This window comes from Actinomycetospora flava (genome assembly GCF_037400335.1).
GTDB lineage: Bacteria > Actinomycetota > Actinomycetes > Mycobacteriales > Pseudonocardiaceae > Actinomycetospora > Actinomycetospora flava.
Genome location: NZ_JBBEGM010000010.1, coordinates 114,236 through 129,973, shown reverse-complemented (window position 1 = coordinate 129,973; position 15,738 = coordinate 114,236). Strand labels below are relative to the sequence as shown.

The following is a 15,738-nucleotide window of genomic DNA, read 5'->3' as shown; positions in this document are numbered from 1 at the left end:
ACTGCCACGCGTGGCTGATCCCGGAGGGCCGGTGGGGCGGGAGCAACAGCGGGCTGGTGCGCGGCGCGGGGGTGTCGCGCGAACGGCGGCAGGACCGAGCCGCGGATGCGGGTGTGCTCCGGCGGACGCCGAGATCGAGCAGCGGCGGAGCCCGAGCTCACCCGTCAGATGATGCTCGGCTGGATCGCGGCGACCGGCCCCATCCGCCACGAGTCGCAGCTCCTGGCCGACCTGCGGCCGCTGCTGCGCGAGGGCCAGGAGCGTGGGGAGGTCGCGGATGCGGCGCTCGCGTGCCCCGACGCGGCGGCGGTGCGGGCGCTGCTGCGGCGAGCCCCGCGCCGGAGATCACGGGCGCCGTCATCCACGTCCCGGGGCACGCGCGGGTGCACCAGGTACCCCCTGATCAACGACAGCGACCCCGGCCACGTCCTAGGGTCGGTCCCGTGAGCCCGATCGTCGTGGCCGAGCGGTTCGTGTGGAGCGAGTACCCGGGCATGCGGCCCGGGCGGGTCTACGCGGGGAAGCCGGACCTGTTCAAGCGGCCGAAGGGCGAGGCCCACCTCGTCGACGGACCCGACGCCGTCGAGACGCTGTGCGGGGTGTCGCGCGAGCGCTTCCCGCTCGACTTCCCGGACGCCGCGTCGACGGGCTCGTCGAAGTACGCGACCCCGTGCGCGACGTGCGAGGAGCGGGCCTAGTTGCCGAGCCCGTCGAGCATCCAGTGATAGCGCATCCGCAGCGCCCGCTCCGTGCTGGCCAGCGCGGCGCCGAGGGCGAGCGCGGTGTTGAGCCACCACGGCAGCGCGACGGGTGACGCGAAGACCCCGAGGTTCGCGGCGATCGGCGGGATCCGGGAGATCGGCTCGGCGACCTGCAGGAGCAGGAGCATCACGCCGACGACGAGCAGGAGCACCGAGACGGCGCCGACGCCCCTGCTGACCGCGGGGTGCCGGCAGTCGAGCCGGGCCCGGCGGCCCTCGGCGGAGCGGGGGTCCGGCGTGAGCTGCTGCTCGGTGCCGTCGTCGGCCACGAAATGGCAGCGCTTGAGGCCGACGGCGCTCGCCGCCACCTCGATGGTCCCGCCCGGCACGGGGAACGCCGCGGGGAGCTTCGACTCGAGCTGCTGGCGCCCGTCGACGTAGAGCTGCGCCCTGTTGACGCCGGCGTTCTGGTTCTTCCAGTGCCGGACGTCGACGGCGTACTCGGCCTCCGGCCGGCGGAGACGGAAGAGCGACCGGCCGCCCAGCTGCCACCAGCGGAAGCGCTCCAGGGCGCTCCCGTCCCCGGGCCTCAGGCGCTTCTCGGCCCACCGTCGCCGCTGCTCCGCGAACATGCCGTTCCTCCCCGACCTCCGACCGACACGCTGTACTGGTGGCGACACTAGCACGGTGTACTAGTACGGCGTACTAGTACGCTGGTGGCGTGACGGGGACGAAGAGCTCGCGGGACCGGATCCTCGAGGCGGCCGTGGCGATGACCGGGGAACGCCTGGGCGCCGGGCTGAGCGTGCGGGCGGTCGCGGCGCGGGCCGGGGTGAGCACGGGCTCGCTGCGCCATCACTTCCCGACGCAGCGCGCACTGCAGGACGCGGTGCTCACCGCCGTCTACGACACCGTGGTCTCCGACGACTCGGTCATCCACGACACGTCGCTGCCGGCGCGGGACCGGCTGATCGCCTGCTTGCGGCTCGTCCTCGCGCCCGCGGCGCCGGGCGCGCCCTCGCGGAAGGCCTGGGGCAACGTCTACCGCACGTTCATCGCCGCCGAGCAGACCGAGGAGCTGCGCCGCACCTACCTGGCCGTGGAGCGCGAGGGGCAGCGCCGCATCGAGTACTGGCTCGCCGTGCTCACCGACCAGGGCGCGCTGGCCGAGGGCGACAACACCCGCCGGGCGCGGTTCCTCAACACCGTCCTCGGCGGGCTGTCGGTCGAGCGGGCCCTGCCGGCCGGGGAGTCGCTGCTGACCGTCGAGACCGAGACGCTCGCGATGGCCGTCGACGCCGTCCTCGGCTCAGGGTGACGCCCGGCGGGCCGTCTCCACCGCGCGGCGGATCGCGATCACGGCGCGGTCCCGCTCGGCCACCAGGGTGGGGAAGTCCCGGGTGTCGGCCTCGGCGGCGGTGCCCGTCACCATCGCGTCCCGCAGCTCGCCGGTGAGCTCGGGCGCGGCCAGGCGCGTCCACGGCGCCAGGAGCGAGGGCCCGAAGTGGTCGAGCATGTGCGCCATCCCGCCCTCACCCCCGGCGAGGTGGAAGGTCAGGCACGGGCCGTGCACCGGCCAGCGCAGCCCCGGCCCCTCGGTGATCGCGGCGTCGATCTGCTCCACGGTGGCCTCGTCGTTCGCGACCATGTGCAGCGCCTCGCGCCAGAGCGCCTCCTGCAGCCGATTGGCGACGAAGCCGGGCAGCTCCCGGTCCATCTCGATCACCGACTTGCCGATCCCGCGGTAGAAGTCGGCGGCGCGCCGCGTCACCGCCGGGTCGGTGCGGGGGCCGCCGACGACCTCGACGAGCGGGATCAGGTACGGCGGGTTGAACGGGTGCCCGACGACGAGGCGGGACGGGTCGGCCGCGCTCGTCGCCATCTCGCCCATCGGGAAGCCCGAGGTCGACGACGCGACGATCGCGTCGTCCGCGGTGGCCGCGACGAGGTCGGCGAGCACCGCGCGCTTGAGCGCGAGGTCCTCGGGCGCGCTCTCCTGGACGAACGCGGCGCCGGCGCAGGCCTCCGCGAGCGACCCCGCCACCCGCAGCCGCGACCGGTCGGCGCCCTCGTCGAGCCCCAGCTCCGTCAGCGCGGGCCAGGCGGCGTCGACGGTGCGCCGCAGCCGGGCCTCCGCGTCGGGCGCCGGGTCCCAGGCGGCGACGTCGAAGCCGCGGGCGAGGAAGTAGGCCGCCCACCCGCCGCCGATGACGCCGGCCCCGATGCAGGCGACCGTCACCGCGTCCCCAGGCCGAAGATCGCGCGGGCCTCGTCCGGGGTGGCGACCTGCGCGCCGAGGGACTCGACGATCGTCACCGCGCGGTCGACGAGCTGGGCGTTGGTCGCCTTCACCCCGCGCGCCAGGTAGAGGTTGTCCTCGAGCCCGACGCGGGCGTGCCCGCCGAGCAGCACCGACTGCGCCACCCACGGCAGCTGGTCGCGCCCGAGGGCGAACGACGTGAACTGGGCGTCGTCGGGGAGAAGGTTGACCATCGCCTGCAGGATCCCGGGGTCGGCGGGCGCGCCGTACGGGACGCCCATGCACAGCTGCATCAGCGCGGGCCGGTCGATCAGCCCCTCGTCGTGCATCACCTTCGCGAACCACAGCTGCCCGGTGTCGAAGATCTCCAGCTCCGGCTTCACGCCGAGCTCCTGGAAGCGCCGGGCGCCCTCCCGGAGCATCGCGGTGGTGGAGACGTAGAGCGCCTGGCCGTCGCCGAAGTTGTAGGAGCCGCAGTCCAGCGTGGCGATGTCGGGCCGCAGCTCCTCGACGTGCGGCATCCGGTCCTGCTGGCTGACGAGGTCGGTGCCGTCGACGGGCTTGAGCGGGTCCTCCTCGTCGACGACGAGGTCGCCGCCCATGCCCGCGGTGAGGTTGAGGACCACGTCGACGTCGCTCGCGCGGATCAACCGGGCGGTCTCGCGGTAGAGGGCGACGTCGCGGGAGCGGATGCCGGTCTCGGGGTGGCGGACGTGGACGTGCACGACGGCGGCGCCGGCCCGGGCGGCCGCGATGGCGTCGTCGGCGATCTGCTCCGGGGTCACCGGCACGTGGGGGCTCTTGCCGGGGCTGTCGGCGGCCCCGGTCAGCGCGGCGGTGATGACGACGTGGCGGTTCATGGATCGGGTCCCGGATCGTGTCACTGTGAGGCCTCCCGCAGGATCGTGTGCCGGATGAAGTCGTGGAGCGCGGCGCGCATGTCGTCCGCGCGGGCGGCCTCGGTCATCACGCCGACGCCGAGGCCGTCGACGAGCCCGGTCAGCTGGCGGGCGCGCAGCTCGGGGTCGAGGTCGGGGCGGAAGACGCCGGCCTCGACGCCGTCGCGCAGCGTCAGCAGGACCGTGCGGAACCACCGGTCCTGCGCCTGCGCGTAGAGCTCGCGGCGGCCGGCGTCGACGACCGCCTCGGCCCACACCTGCATCCAGATCGACCACTCGGGCTCGAGGACGGGGCCGGTCGGCATCTGCAGGTCGAGCAGGGTGACGAGGCGTTCGTGGGGGTCGGCGACGGCGTGCAGCGCGGCGGACTGGCGCTCGAAGGCCAGCTCGACGTTGTGGCGCAGGGCCTGGTCGAGCAGGGCGTCCTTGTCGTCGAAGTGGTAGTGCACGGCGGCACTGCTCGTGCCGGCGGCCTCGGCGACGTCGGCGACGCGGACCCGGTGGTAGCCGCGCGTCGCGATGAGCGTCCACGCCGCGTCGAGGATGCGCTTCCGGGCGCCGTCCGGGTCGGGCGCGGCCGGGGCGCGCAGCGCGGCGCCGGGGGCCGCGGTGACGGGCTGGTCGTCCCCGCGGGCCAGCCAGGCCAGCGGGACGCCGGCGACCTCGGCGATCGCCGCGAGCTCCGCGGTGGTGAAGCGTCGGCGCCCGGCGAGGGCCTTGGACAGCTTGGTCTCGTCGAGACCGATCGCGGCGGCCACGTGCCGGCGGGTCCCGACGCCGTCGACGGCCGCCGCCACGCGGCGCCGGAGCTCGTCGTCGGACACCTCCGGGACGGTAGGGGACGCTTGCGTCCATCGCAAGACTGGACTGACTGGACAGTCAGATTTGCGATAGTGAATGACACGGGTGTGAGGGCGCCGACCGGGGCGGCTGGTACCGTCGCTCTCGGTGATCGGAGAGGTGCGAGACCCCCTGCGACCAGGCATCCGGACGTCCTCGGTCCGGGTCGCCTCCGTCGTCGCGGTCGTGCTCACGGCGGGCGGGTTCGACCTCCTCGCCGAGCAGACGCTGCTCCACGTCCTCGGGGTCGCGCTCGCCGCGGCGGCCGTCGGCGCGGTCCGTCTGGCCCTGCGCGGGCGCCTCCGGCACCTCTTCGTGGTGATCAACCTGGCCGTGCTCGTGCAGCCCGCCGCGCACGCGATCACGACGCTGAGCCAGGCCGGCGCCGCGCGTCTCAGCCACCACCACGTCGTCCCCGAGCAGGTGAGCGCGCTGGCGCTCCAGCTCGCGATCACGCTGCTCGTGGTGGTGGTCGCGAGCAGCGAGCCCCTCCTCGTCACCGGCCGCCACGCGCACCTGCGGCTGCTGCGGATCGTCCTCGGGATCGCGCCGCAGCCCGCGCCGGGCACGCCCCGCCCGCCCGCGCCCGTCGAGGGCGCGGCCCCGTCGGTCGACCTGCTGCGGTGCCGCCCGCACCGGGGGCCGCCGGCCGTCCCGGTGTCCGCCGCCTGATCCTCCGGGGTCCGGCGTGACCCCTCGTGCCCTCCCGTGCCACGGACACCTCTCGGCCCTCGCCGGGTCGACCCACTCGTTAGGCGTGCCGCGTGACCCTGTCCGCCTCCCTCCGGCCCACCGACGTCTCCCGGGCCGCTCCCACGACCGCCGGGCTCGACGGCCCGGTCCCGTTGACCTGCCCGTCGTGCCGCGACGCGCTCGCGTTCACCGCCACCCCCGACCCGTCGTTCGACGGCACCTTCGGCGTCCTGATCTGCGGGTGCAGCGAGTACCCGGTGCTCGACGGCATCCCCGTCCTGCGTCGGGGCCGGGTCGACGTGCAGGAGCACGCGACCGGCCGCACCGAGGTCGCCGGGCCCGTCTTCGCCGAGCTCGTCGCCCTGCTCCGGGACGGCCGCGGCGCGGAGGCGCTCGTGGCGATGCTGGCCTTCCCGCCGCGGTCGCCGAGCCGGCGGGGGCTGCGGTTCCTGGCCCGCCGGACGCCGGCCGCCCGTCTGGCGCTCGCCGCCCGGCGCGCCGAGGTCCGCGCCATGCTCGACGACGTCGACGCCCTCACCGCGCAGGACTGGATGGAGCTGGCCTACCTCCGGTCGTCGGAGCGCATCGACCGGGAGATGTTCGGCTACTTCTTCGTCCGCTACGGCCAGCCCCGGTACCTGGCGTCGATCTCGCTGCTGCGCGCCCTGCCGGTCTCGGACGCCCCGGTGCTCGACCTCGCCTGCGGGTTCGGGCACACGATGTACCACCTCGCCGCGCGGGAGCGCCCGGTGCGGACCGTCGGGGTCGACCGCAACTTCTTCCAGCTCTGGGTCGGGCGCCGCTACATCGCGCCCGGGCAGACCTTCGTGTGCGCCGACCGGGTCGACGCGCTCCCGTTCGGCGACGACGTGTTCGCCGCCTCGACCTGCACCGACGCGTTCCACTACTTCGACGACCAGCAGGGCGCCATGGACGAGCTGCGCCGCGTGGCGCGCGCCGACACGGTGCTCGTCGACCGCGTCGGCAACCGCGCCATGGAGCCCCGCGACGCCGTGGGCGAGCGCGACGCCGCCGGCTACGTCTCCCTGCTGCGGGGCGCGCCGTGGCGCATGACCAGCGAGGACGAGGTCGTCCGCGACTACCACGACGGCCACGGCCCCCGGCTCGCCGCGCGGCGCCACCCCGCCGAGCTGGGGCGCAGCAAGTGGCTCGCGCTGTTCTCGAGCCGGGACACGAGCCTGTTCGTCGACCACGGGGTGTTCGACGCGCCGCCCCACGCCGCCGGCGCGCTGGGGGTCAACCCGGTGTACGCGGTGCGCCGCGACGGCGACGACGTCGTGCTCGCCTTCTCGTTCCCGTCGACCTGGTACGCGTTCGAGAACGCGGCGATGCTCGGCTACACGTCCCCCGGCGAGCGCCTCGACGCCGACGAGTTCGAGGCCCTCGTCGCCGGCGTCGCGGGGCCCGGGCACGTCGACCGCTTCGTCTCGCTCGGGCTCCCGCCGCGCTACGCCCGGCGCCCGGGGTCGGCGCTGCGGTCGTCGGTGCCGGCCGGGCTCGCCATCGGCGCCCGGCACGCCCTGCGCCGCCGTAGTCTGAGGTCATGACGGCATTCGGAGGGCTGTTCCGCGCGCCGAAGCTCGAGGGCGTCGAGGGGTCCGACGAGAGCGGCGAGCGCGCCCGGTTCGTCGGGCTCGACCTCGAGAGCGGCGTCGTGCGGGTGCGCCCGGCGCGTCCCGCGGAGGAGCCCCCGGAGGGCACCGCTCCCGAGGAGTAATGGCTACTCCGGCGGGCGCGAGACGTCGTCGATCGTCAGCGTGCCCAGGTCGATGTTGGCGATGTAGACCTCGGTCCCGTCCGGTGACACGGCCATGGCGACGTCGCCGGTGTACTCCTCGAGGAACCAGCCGGTGCGCACCTCGCGCGTCGCGGTGTCGACGGCGGCGAGGACCGGCGGGTCGGTGCCGATCGCGACGAACACCTGCTCGCCGTCGGGGGAGACCGCCATCCCCGCGACCGGACCGGGCAGCGGCACCTCGGCGACCGGGGTCGCGCGGCCGGGGTCGACGACGGTCAGCGCGTGCTCCGGGTCGCGGCTGCCGAGGTAGACCGCGGTCCCGGCGGGGGCGGCGACCGCGAGGTGGGCGGGTGCCCCGAGCGGGATCACACCCGCCGTCGCGCCGGTGCGCACGTCGACGAGCTCCGCGGTGGACCGGCGCTCGTCGACCGTCACCAGGCGCGTGGCGTCGTGCGCGGCCAGGCCGGTGGCGGTGCGGTCGAGCCGGCCGACGATCCGTCCCGCCGCCGGGTCGACCACGGCGATGCCGCCGCGGACCGGCACGAACACCGCGGTGCCGCCGGCGTCGACCACGGGGGCCCCGACCGGCGGCTCCGGGAGGGGCAGCGCGGCCGTGACGGTCGAGCGGCCCAGGTCGACCGTCACGAGGGCGTCGCCGGCGCCGCGGGTGGTGGCGACGTACAGCCGCTCGCCGGCCGGATCGGCGACCGCGCCGACGGTGCGCCGGTCGTTGCCGAGCGGGATCTCCGCGGCGATGGTGCGCCCCCGGGTGTCGAACACCGTGACCGTCCGGGAGCCCGCGTTGGCGATGACGGCGTCGCCGGTGGCGGTGAAGGCCACCGCGACCGGGCTGATGCCGATCGAGATGCCGGTGCCGACGTAGCGGCGCACGGCGGCGACGCCCGCGACGACCAGCAGGGCGACGAGCGCGACGACCAGCGTCCGGCGCACCCAGCGGCTCTGCGGCCACAGCGTGCCCGGGGACCAGCGGTGGATCGCCACGACCGTGTCGGGAGGGGGCGGCTCGGGCCCCCGCTCCGGCACCTCGAGCCGCGCGGTCGGACGGCGACGCAGCGCGGCCGCCGCGTCCGCCGCGAACGCGCCGGCGCCTGCGTGGCGCGCCTCCGGGTGCTTCGCCATCCCGCGCGCGACGACGTCGCCCAGCGCCGCGGGCAGCGCGTCGGTCAGCGGCGCGCGGTAGAGGTGCGCGGCGACCAGCACCGAGGCGTCCTCGTCGCCGAACGGCGGGCCGCCGGTGAGGCACTCGTACAGCAGGCAGGCGAGCGAGTACACGTCGGACCGGGCGTCGGCGGGCTCGCCGCGCAGCCGCTCGGGCGCCATCGAGGCGAGCGTGCCGATGACGGTGCCGTCCTCGGAGTCGGTGGCGGGGCCCGCGGCGCGCGCGATCCCGAAGTCGGCGAGGTAGGCGAAGTCGCCGGGCCCCACGAGCACGTTCGACGCCTTGACGTCGCGGTGCACCAGCCCGGCCGCGTGCGCGGCGTCGAGGGCGGCCGCGACCTGGGTGACCAGCGCGACCGCCCGCCGCGGCTCGAGGGGGCCGTCGCGCAGCAGCGTGCCGAGGTCGGTGCCGTCGATCAGCCGCATGTCGAGGTAGAGCTGGCCGTCGATCTCCCCGAAGTCGTGCACGGGGACGACGTGCGGTTCGCGCAGGTCGGCGGCGGCCTCGGCCTCCCGCCGGAACCGCGCCCGGTACCCGGCGTCGGCGCTGAACCGGGGGTGCAGGAGCTTGAGCGCGACCCAGCGCGAGCGGCGCGTGTCCCAGGCGCGGTACACCTCGCCCATGCCGCCGCTGCCCAGCGACGGGCCCAGCCGGTAGGGGCCCAGCTCGGCGGCCGTCACCCTCTCAGCGTCCAGGAGAGGGCACGCCGTCACCATGGGCCACTGCGGTGCACCTGGTCAGAGGAGCGCGCGCAGGTCCCCGACGATCGCGGACGCGTCGGTGGTGTCCGGCCAGTGGCGCGCGAGACGCCCGGCCGGGTCGACGAGGTAGGTGATCGCGGTGTGCGGGACGGCGTAGCCGTCGGGGTCCTCGGGGTCGGCGCGGCGCCGGGCGAACACGCGGAAGGCGCGCTTGGCGGCGTCGACCTGCTCCGCGGTGCCGGTGAGCCCGGTGAACCGGGGGTACGACGCGGCGAGGAAGGCGCGCATGACCTCGGGGGTGTCGCGGTCGGGGTCGACGCTGACGTAGAGCGGGCGGACCGTGTCCGCGGCCTCGCCCAGCTCGTCGAGGGCGGCCGTCAACTTCGTCAGTGCCCGCGGGCAGACCACCCGGCACGACGTGAAGCCGAACTGCACCAGCAGCCACGCGCCCGCCCAGGAGCCGGCGTCGACGGGCGTGCCGTGGTGGTCGACCAGGTCGAACGCGATGTCGGCCGGTGGGGTGGCCGGTGCGCTCACGGCACGAGCTCGACGTCGTGCGCCGTGCCGGGCGCCACGTCGATCCGCAGGCCCTCGGGGACGGGCCGGACGGCGTCGCCCGCGCCGACCTCCTGGCCGTCGATCCGCAGCCGGGCGCTCGCGGGGAGCCGGCCGATCACCACCGCGCCCTCGTCGCCGGCGCCGGCGCCGAGGCGGCGCACCCGCGCGTGCAGCACCCCGTCGACGACCTCGGCGCGGCTGACCTCGACGTCGCGCCCGACCTCGGTCAGCGCGGGCTCGGCGAAGTGCTCCGGTCCCCAGGGCTGCTGGTAGAGCTCGTGGAGGCCGTCGGGGACGTTGAGGCGGGCGTAGCCGAGCAGGACGTTGCCGGTCATCGGCTCGATCTCGGTGCGGTGGCCCTCGCCGTCGGTGGGGGTGTCGTTGCGGGGGTAGTACAGGCCGCCGTCGCGCCACGTGGGGCCCATGTAGCGGTCGACGTGGGCGAGGATGCCGTCGAGCGTGGCGCGGTCGCCCATCTCCGAGGCCCAGGCCGCGACCCAGCCGGTGTCGCAGGTGTCGTTGACGACCGTCTGCCCCATGACGTTCATGGCGGGCGTGGAGCGGACCGAGATCGTGCCGTCGTCGCCCGGGATCAGGAAGTCGGCGACCTGGCGGGGGTAGTTCTCGCGCACGAACTCGCGGTTCCAGGTGTTCATCAGCGCGCCGCACCAGGCGTCGACCCACGGGGCCTGCAGCGCGTTCGGCGCGACGACCCTGCTGTCCTCGAGGATCATCTGGTTGTAGTGGCCCGTGTCGTCGAGACGCCCGAAGTCGGCCCAGGCCTTCTGGTAGCCGGCGACGACCTCGTCGGCGCGGTCGCCCCCGGTGATCATGTCGTGCAGGCGGAAGCCGAGGATCGCGGGCTGGTTGCAGATCTGGAACACGCAGTTGGGCTCGCAGGCGATGCCCAGGTAGCCGTTCTCGACCATCTGCCAGTAGAGGTGCTCGGACAGCGAGTCGCGGTCGTAGGCGAAGCGCTTCTCCTCGCCGCCCCAGAAGAACGACCAGTGCGCGAAGGTCAGCGAGCCGGGCGCGGCGTAGCGCTCGTCGGCGAACAGGGCGTCGTGCAGCAGGGAGCAGGACTGCACGTACGCCGAGTACATGATGTTGTCGCGCACCACCGGGTCCCACTCCTCGTGGTAGCCCTCGGAGAGGTGTGCGTTCATGACCATCCCGCCGCGGGAGACGTCACGCCAGTAGAGCCAGACGTCGGGCATCAGCAGCTTGTCGATCAGCCGCTGGATCACCGGCCGGAACACCCCCGGCGCCGCGGGCAGGCGGTGGCGGTGGGTGAGCGCCAGCCCGTAGATCATGTAGGCGAGCTGGAAGCGGTAGCTGCCGAAGTCGTCCTCGCCGGCGCCCTTGCCGTGCATCAGCGACCAGTCGTGGGGCAGCTGGCGCGAGAGGTTGTCCCAGTGACGCAGGTGGCCCAGCTGGGCCGCGTCCAGCATCGACGGCGTCGTCATGCACCGCGACGCTACCCAGCACCGTGGGCGCCACCACACCCGATCGGGTGTGCCGGGTCACGCGCCGACGCGGTGTGCTGCGCGCACATCGACCTGGAGGTGCTCGCGGTGAACGGTCCCGGTGACATCCTGCGCGCGGTCGCGCCCCGGTTCGGGGACAGGCCCGCGCTGGTCACGGCCACGCGCACGCTGAGCTTCGCAGAGCTCGACGCGCTGAGCGACCGCGTCGCCGCCGGGCTCGTCGCGCGCGGCGTGCGGGCCGGTCAGGCCGTCTCGCTGTACGCGCAGAACCGGTGGGAGTGGGTGGTCGCGTACCACGGCGCGCTCAAGGCAGGCGCCGTCGTCAACCCCGTGAACGTCATGCTGACCCCGGAGGAGCTCGCGTTCGTGCTGCGCGACTGCGACGCGGCGGCGGTGTTCACGAGCGCCGAGCAGGCGGCGACGGTCCTCGAGCTGACCCGGGACCTGCCCGCGCTGCAGACGGTGGTGGCGTTCGGGGATGTCGACGGGGCGCTCGCGTTCGACGAGCTGCTGCACTCCGACGCCCCGGTCCCGGCGCTGACCGCCGATCCCGACACCCCGTCGACGATCGGCTACACGTCGGGCACGACGGGCCACCCGAAGGGCGCGGTGCAGAGCCACCGCGCGGTGCTGCTCAACTGCGCGCTGACCGCGACGATGCACGGGCGCCGGGAGGACGACGTCGTCGTCACCGCGCTGCCCGCGCCGCACGTCTACGGCAACGTCGTGATCAACGGGACCTTCCTGGCCGGTGGGACGGTCGTGCTCATGGAGCGGTTCGCGCCCGGCGAGGCTCTGCGCCTGATCACCGAGCACCGGGCGACGCTGTTCGAGGGCGTGCCGGCGATGTACGCGATGCTGCTCGCCGACCCCGGCCTGGCCGACGCCGACCTGTCGTCGCTCACGCGCTGCACGGTGGGCGGGCAGACGATCCCGCTGTCGACCATCGAGCGCTGGCAGGACCGCTCGGGCGCGCCGCTCATCGAGCTGTGGGGGATGACCGAGGTCGCGGGCCTCGGCACCACGCACGCCCTGCACGCGCCGCCGGTGCCCGGGTCGATCGGGGTGGCGCTGCCGGGGATCGAGCTGCGGATCGCCGACCTCTCCGACGTGGGCCGGGACGCGCCGGTCGGCGAGCCGGGCGAGCTGATGGTGCGCGGCCCGCTCGTGATGATGGGCTACCACGGCAACCCGGAGGCGACCGCCGAGACGATCGAACCGGACGGCTGGCTGCACACCGGCGACGTCGCGACGAAGGACGCCACCGGGCACGTGTTCGTCGTCGACCGCCGCAAGGACATGATCATCACGGGCGGCTACAACGTCTACCCGGCCGAGGTCGAGCGCGTGCTCGCCGCGCACCCGTCGGTCGCGATGGTCGCGGCGGGCCCGGTGCCGGACGCGGTGCGGGGCGAGCTGGCGTGCGCGTACGTCGTACCGGCGGCGGGCACGAGCCCGACCGAGGAGGAGCTCATCGCCTACGCGGGCGAGCACCTCGCGGCCTACAAGCGGCCCCGGCTGGTCCGCTTCGTCGAGACGCTGCCCGCCACGTCCACCGGCAAGATCATGCGGCGGGAGCTCATCAAGCAGTTCACGCCGTGACACGGAGGTGAGCGCGGCGTTGGATGACGGCATGGAGCACCCGGTCGCGCCCGAGCACGGGCGGCACGCAGCGAAGCGGAGCTGCCGCGCCGGAGGCGTCGACGACATCGTCGGCCTGCTCGACCGCCGGGCCGCGGTCCGCGCGGCGCTGGAGGTGCTGCGCGCCGAGGGCGACGTCGCGTGGGTCGCGGAGCCGGGCGAGGCGATGTCGCAGGACCTCACCATCGCCCAGCTCTCGGGCGACCGGACGGGCCTGCTGCGCGGACTGACCGTGTCCCGCGGACTCGGGCTCACCGGCAAGGTGCACGGCACCGGCACCCCGGCCTGGGTGGACGACTACTTCGGTTCCGCCGAGATCACGCACACCTTCGACCGGCTCATCGACCTCGAGGGCGTGCAGCGCCTGCTCGCCGTCCCGGTGCGCCGCGAGGGCCGCCTGTTGGGCGTGCTCGCGGTCGGAGCGCGCTCGGCGGGGACGTTCGGCGGGCGCGCGGCCGAGCGCGCGGAGGCCGTCGCCGACGAGGTGGCCCTGGCGGTCGCGGTGGCCGAGCAGGCGCGGCTGGCCCGCGAGGTCGCCGTGCACGAGGAGCGCAGCCGCATCGCCGCCGACCTGCACGACAGCGTCGGTGCGCTGCTCTTCGCCATCGGGTCGGGGGTGGCGGGGCTCAGCGAGACGCTCGGCGCCGACCCCGAGCTCGCCGCGCGCCTGGAGCGGCTGCAGCAGCAGGCGGGCGAGGCGTCCGCCGCGCTGCGGGACTCGCTGCGGACCCTGCGCGCCTCGCCGGCCGCCCTCGAGCTGTCTGTGGACCTGCAGGCGGACTGCTCGGCGTTCCGCGACCGCACCGGGGTGGCCGCCGAGCTGGTCGTGCTCGACGACCCGCCCGCGCTGCCGCCGTCACGGACGCAGGTCGTGCTCGCCGCGGTGCGCGAGGCGCTGCTCAACGTCGAGAAGCACGCGGCGGCGTCCGCGGTCGTCGTCACCGTCGCCGCCCGGGCGGGCGGCGGGCTCGTCGTGGCCGTCACCGACGACGGCGCCGGGCTGCCCGCGGGGCACACGCCCGGCATCGGGCTGACCACCACCACCGACGCGGTCCGCCGCCTCGGCGGCTCGCTGCGCGTCGCGTCGGACCCGTCGGGCGGCACGACCTGGCGCCTCGAGCTCCCGTGCTGAGGGCGCCGACGGTCCGGGTGCTGGTGGTGGACGACCACCCCGTGGTCCGCGACGGCGTCGTCAACCAGCTCGGGCGGCACAGCGACATCGCGGTCACCGGGCACGCGGCCGACGCCGTCGAGGCCGTGGCCGCGTGCGCCCGCGACCACCCCGACGTCGTCCTGCTCGACCTGCGCCTGCCCGACGCCCTGGCCGCCGACGTCGTCCCGCGCCTGCGGGCGGTGTCGCCGGCGAGCCGGGTCCTGCTGTTCACTGCGTTCCCCGAGCACTCGGCGGTCGGCCCGTCGCTGGCGGCGGGCGCGGTGGGGCTGCTCGTCAAGGACGCCTCGGGGGCGGCGCTGGGCGACGCGATCCGGGAGGTCGCCCGCACCGGGACCTACCGCGGCGCCGGCCCGGACGCCGGCGACGCCCCCGTGACCCCGCGCGAGTACGACGTGCTCCGGCTCGTCGCCGCGGGGCACACCAACGGCGAGATCGGCGCCGCGCTGCACCTCTCGCCGAACACCGTGAAGACCTACCTGCACAACGTCATGCGCAAGCTCGACGCCCGCAACCGCGCCCAGGTGATCACGAACGCCCGCGCGCACGGGCTGCTCTGAACCGGGGCTCGTCAGGTCACGCGAACGGTCCGCCCGGCGAGAACGCGTGCGCCGCGAAGCGTTCGCCCATGAGCCGGTGCACGGCGGTGTCGGGGTGCAGGTTGTCGGGGAGGGGGTGCTCGACCGCGTCCTGCTCGCCGTAGAGCGCGAGGCCGTCGAGCAGGTGCAGGTGCGGGTCGTCCCCGCGCTCGGTGACGACGCGGGCGAGCTCGGCACGGATCGCGCGCAGCGACAGCCGCCCGGTCGGCCCGTCGACGACGTCGGCGGGGTCGCCGGTGGCGCGGAAGCGCACGGTGCCGTCGGTGAAGTCCGGAGCGCCGGGGCCCGGGGTGTCCTCGTGGATCGGGCACAGCACGGGGCCGATGACCAGCAGCGGCGTCGTCGGGTGCCCGTCGCGCAGGGTGTCGAGGAAGCCGTGCACCGCCGGCGCGAAGGCCCGCCGGCGCATGACGTCCCCGTTGACGAGGTTGATCCCGATCTTGACGCTGAGCAGGTCGGCCGGCAGGTCGCGCATGGCCCGGGCGACGAACGGGTCGAGCACCATGCTGCCGCTGAACCCGAGGTTCACCAGCTCGACGTCCCCGGCCGCGGCGGCGAGCGCGGGCCAGGTCCCGGTCGGGCCCGCGGCGTTCGAGCCCTGGCTGATCGAGCTGCCGTGGTGCACCCACACGCGGCGGTCGCCGGCGGGGAGCGGGGCGACGGGCGCGTCGGTGCGCAGCGCGACCAGCTCGGTGCGCTCGTGGTGGGGCAGCCAGAGCTCGACGCGCTTGTCGCCGCGAGGCAGATCCGCGAAGCGGACGGTCGCGGCCGGCCCGTCGGCGGTCTCCGTGGCGCCGCTCGCGAGGTCGACGGTCACGGTGGTGCCGCCGTGGGTGTGCTGCTCGCCGGCGGGCACGCCGTCGACGACCAGGTCGACGCGGCCGTCCGGGCGCGGCGGCATGCCGCGGAACCGCATCGTCGTCCGGTGGAGCTCGAGCTCGACGACGGTGGCCGCGGTGCGGACGGCGAGCCGCACCCCGGCGGGGCACGCCTCGGCGGACAGCAGCTGCGCGTCGGCCCGGGCGCGCGCCCACGCGGGCAGGCGGTGCACGAGCAGGCCCCGGCCGGTGGTCTCGAGCTCCGTCGCGCCGCGCACCAGGTCCGCGGTGATCGGCGTGTCGATCAGGGCCGCCACGTCGTCGGTCACGGCGGGGTCCTCCTCGTCGGTCGGTGTCGATCACCATGGTGCCAACGGCCCACCGGCGAGGGCGTCGAGCGCGCGCTGGGCTACGTGCTCGTCGGGATCGCG

General features: G+C 75.3%; 17 protein-coding genes. 9 read left to right on the top strand and 8 right to left on the bottom strand.

Annotated features, from left to right (window positions below; all coding sequences use genetic code 11):
• Positions 1-105 precede the first annotated feature (105 nt).
• Positions 106-447 carry a hypothetical protein gene (locus tag WCD58_RS22630; protein ID WP_337705337.1) on the top strand — a complete coding sequence of 114 codons (342 nt, stop codon included), beginning with the start codon at positions 106-108 and terminating at the stop codon, positions 445-447.
• Positions 444-698: a hypothetical protein gene (locus WCD58_RS22625; protein ID WP_337705336.1), complete on the top strand. Its 255-nt coding sequence runs from the start codon at positions 444-446 to the stop codon at positions 696-698. The genes WCD58_RS22630 and WCD58_RS22625 overlap by 4 nt, the downstream gene beginning before the upstream one ends.
• Here the strand turns inward: WCD58_RS22625 and WCD58_RS22620 are convergent.
• On the bottom strand, positions 695-1,333 hold the full coding sequence (locus WCD58_RS22620; RefSeq protein WP_337705335.1) for a hypothetical protein: 639 nt from the start codon (positions 1,331-1,333) through the stop codon (positions 695-697). The genes WCD58_RS22625 and WCD58_RS22620 overlap by 4 nt on opposite strands.
• A gap of 89 nt (positions 1,334-1,422) precedes the next feature.
• On the opposite strand from WCD58_RS22620, the gene WCD58_RS22615 reads away from it, so the two are divergent.
• Positions 1,423-2,019: a TetR/AcrR family transcriptional regulator gene (locus WCD58_RS22615; RefSeq protein WP_337705334.1), complete on the top strand. Its 597-nt coding sequence runs from the start codon at positions 1,423-1,425 to the stop codon at positions 2,017-2,019.
• Here WCD58_RS22615 and WCD58_RS22610 read toward each other — a convergent pair.
• From WCD58_RS22610 to WCD58_RS22600, 3 genes are read right to left on the bottom strand one after another with little or no spacing between them, the layout of a single operon-like run.
• A complete protein-coding gene (locus WCD58_RS22610; protein WP_337705333.1) occupies positions 2,011-2,940 on the bottom strand; it encodes a 3-hydroxyacyl-CoA dehydrogenase NAD-binding domain-containing protein in 930 nt (309 codons plus the stop codon). The two genes, WCD58_RS22615 and WCD58_RS22610, sit on opposite strands and share 9 nt — an antisense overlap.
• On the bottom strand, positions 2,937-3,821 hold the full coding sequence (locus WCD58_RS22605) for a beta-keto acid cleavage family enzyme (protein WP_337705332.1): 885 nt from the start codon (positions 3,819-3,821) through the stop codon (positions 2,937-2,939). The genes WCD58_RS22610 and WCD58_RS22605 overlap by 4 nt, the downstream gene beginning before the upstream one ends.
• Before the next feature lie 20 nt (positions 3,822-3,841).
• A complete protein-coding gene (locus WCD58_RS22600) occupies positions 3,842-4,684 on the bottom strand; it encodes a TetR/AcrR family transcriptional regulator (protein ID WP_337705331.1) in 843 nt (280 codons plus the stop codon).
• Between the two features lie 124 nt (positions 4,685-4,808).
• Between WCD58_RS22600 and WCD58_RS22595 the strand changes: the two genes are divergently transcribed.
• The 3 genes from WCD58_RS22595 to WCD58_RS22585 all read left to right on the top strand — a co-directional run bounded on the left by WCD58_RS22595 (position 4,809) and on the right by WCD58_RS22585 (position 7,131).
• Positions 4,809-5,372 (top strand): hypothetical protein, encoded by a 564-nt coding sequence (locus WCD58_RS22595; RefSeq protein ID WP_337705330.1) that lies wholly within the window; start codon positions 4,809-4,811, stop codon positions 5,370-5,372.
• 92 nt (positions 5,373-5,464) lie between these two features.
• Positions 5,465-6,961 (top strand): methyltransferase domain-containing protein, encoded by a 1,497-nt coding sequence (locus WCD58_RS22590; protein WP_337705329.1) that lies wholly within the window; start codon positions 5,465-5,467, stop codon positions 6,959-6,961.
• A complete protein-coding gene (locus tag WCD58_RS22585; protein WP_337705328.1) occupies positions 6,958-7,131 on the top strand; it encodes a hypothetical protein in 174 nt (57 codons plus the stop codon). The genes WCD58_RS22590 and WCD58_RS22585 overlap by 4 nt, the downstream gene beginning before the upstream one ends.
• 3 nt (positions 7,132-7,134) lie before the next feature.
• On the opposite strand, the gene WCD58_RS22580 is transcribed toward WCD58_RS22585, so the two are convergent.
• Genes WCD58_RS22580 through WCD58_RS22570 form a run of 3 tightly spaced genes read right to left on the bottom strand, consistent with a single transcriptional unit; the run spans position 7,135 to position 11,057 of the window.
• Positions 7,135-9,012: a serine/threonine-protein kinase gene (locus tag WCD58_RS22580; RefSeq protein WP_337705327.1), complete on the bottom strand. Its 1,878-nt coding sequence runs from the start codon at positions 9,010-9,012 to the stop codon at positions 7,135-7,137.
• Positions 9,013-9,069: 57 nt separating this feature from the next.
• Positions 9,070-9,570: an SCO family protein gene (locus WCD58_RS22575; protein WP_337705326.1), complete on the bottom strand. Its 501-nt coding sequence runs from the start codon at positions 9,568-9,570 to the stop codon at positions 9,070-9,072.
• Entirely contained in the window at positions 9,567-11,057 is a 1,491-nt protein-coding gene (locus WCD58_RS22570; RefSeq protein ID WP_337705325.1) for a linalool dehydratase/isomerase domain-containing protein, read from the bottom strand. Before WCD58_RS22570 ends, WCD58_RS22575 begins: the two co-directional genes overlap by 4 nt.
• 108 nt (positions 11,058-11,165) lie before the next feature.
• Here WCD58_RS22570 and WCD58_RS22565 point away from each other — a divergent pair, with 108 nt between their 5' ends.
• From WCD58_RS22565 to WCD58_RS22555, 3 genes are read left to right on the top strand one after another with little or no spacing between them, the layout of a single operon-like run.
• On the top strand, positions 11,166-12,680 hold the full coding sequence (locus WCD58_RS22565; protein WP_337705324.1) for a class I adenylate-forming enzyme family protein: 1,515 nt from the start codon (positions 11,166-11,168) through the stop codon (positions 12,678-12,680).
• 31 nt (positions 12,681-12,711) lie between these two features.
• A complete protein-coding gene (locus WCD58_RS22560) occupies positions 12,712-13,851 on the top strand; it encodes a GAF domain-containing sensor histidine kinase (RefSeq protein ID WP_337705323.1) in 1,140 nt (379 codons plus the stop codon).
• Positions 13,848-14,450, top strand: coding sequence for a response regulator transcription factor (locus WCD58_RS22555; protein WP_337705490.1), 603 nt, complete (start codon positions 13,848-13,850; stop codon positions 14,448-14,450). Before WCD58_RS22560 ends, WCD58_RS22555 begins: the two co-directional genes overlap by 4 nt.
• Before the next feature lie 16 nt (positions 14,451-14,466).
• On the opposite strand, the gene WCD58_RS22550 is transcribed toward WCD58_RS22555, so the two are convergent.
• Positions 14,467-15,615, bottom strand: a complete 1,149-nt coding sequence (locus WCD58_RS22550) for a GDSL-type esterase/lipase family protein (RefSeq protein WP_337705489.1) — start codon at positions 15,613-15,615, stop codon at positions 14,467-14,469.
• Positions 15,616-15,738 lie beyond the last annotated feature (123 nt).

Excerpts from the sequence above, each read along its gene's own strand:
- WCD58_RS22605 (WP_337705332.1), bottom strand. The coding sequence starts at position 3,821 with ATGAACCGCCACGTCGTCATCACCGCCGCGCTGACCGGGGCCGCCGAC.
- WCD58_RS22585 (WP_337705328.1), top strand. The coding sequence starts at position 6,958 with ATGACGGCATTCGGAGGGCTGTTCCGCGCGCCGAAGCTCGAGGGCGTC.
- WCD58_RS22630 (WP_337705337.1), top strand. The coding sequence starts at position 106 with ATGCGGGTGTGCTCCGGCGGACGCCGAGATCGAGCAGCGGCGGAGCCC.
- WCD58_RS22560 (WP_337705323.1), top strand. The coding sequence starts at position 12,712 with ATGGAGCACCCGGTCGCGCCCGAGCACGGGCGGCACGCAGCGAAGCGG.
- WCD58_RS22620 (WP_337705335.1), bottom strand. The coding sequence starts at position 1,333 with ATGTTCGCGGAGCAGCGGCGACGGTGGGCCGAGAAGCGCCTGAGGCCC.
- WCD58_RS22570 (WP_337705325.1), bottom strand. The coding sequence starts at position 11,057 with ATGACGACGCCGTCGATGCTGGACGCGGCCCAGCTGGGCCACCTGCGT.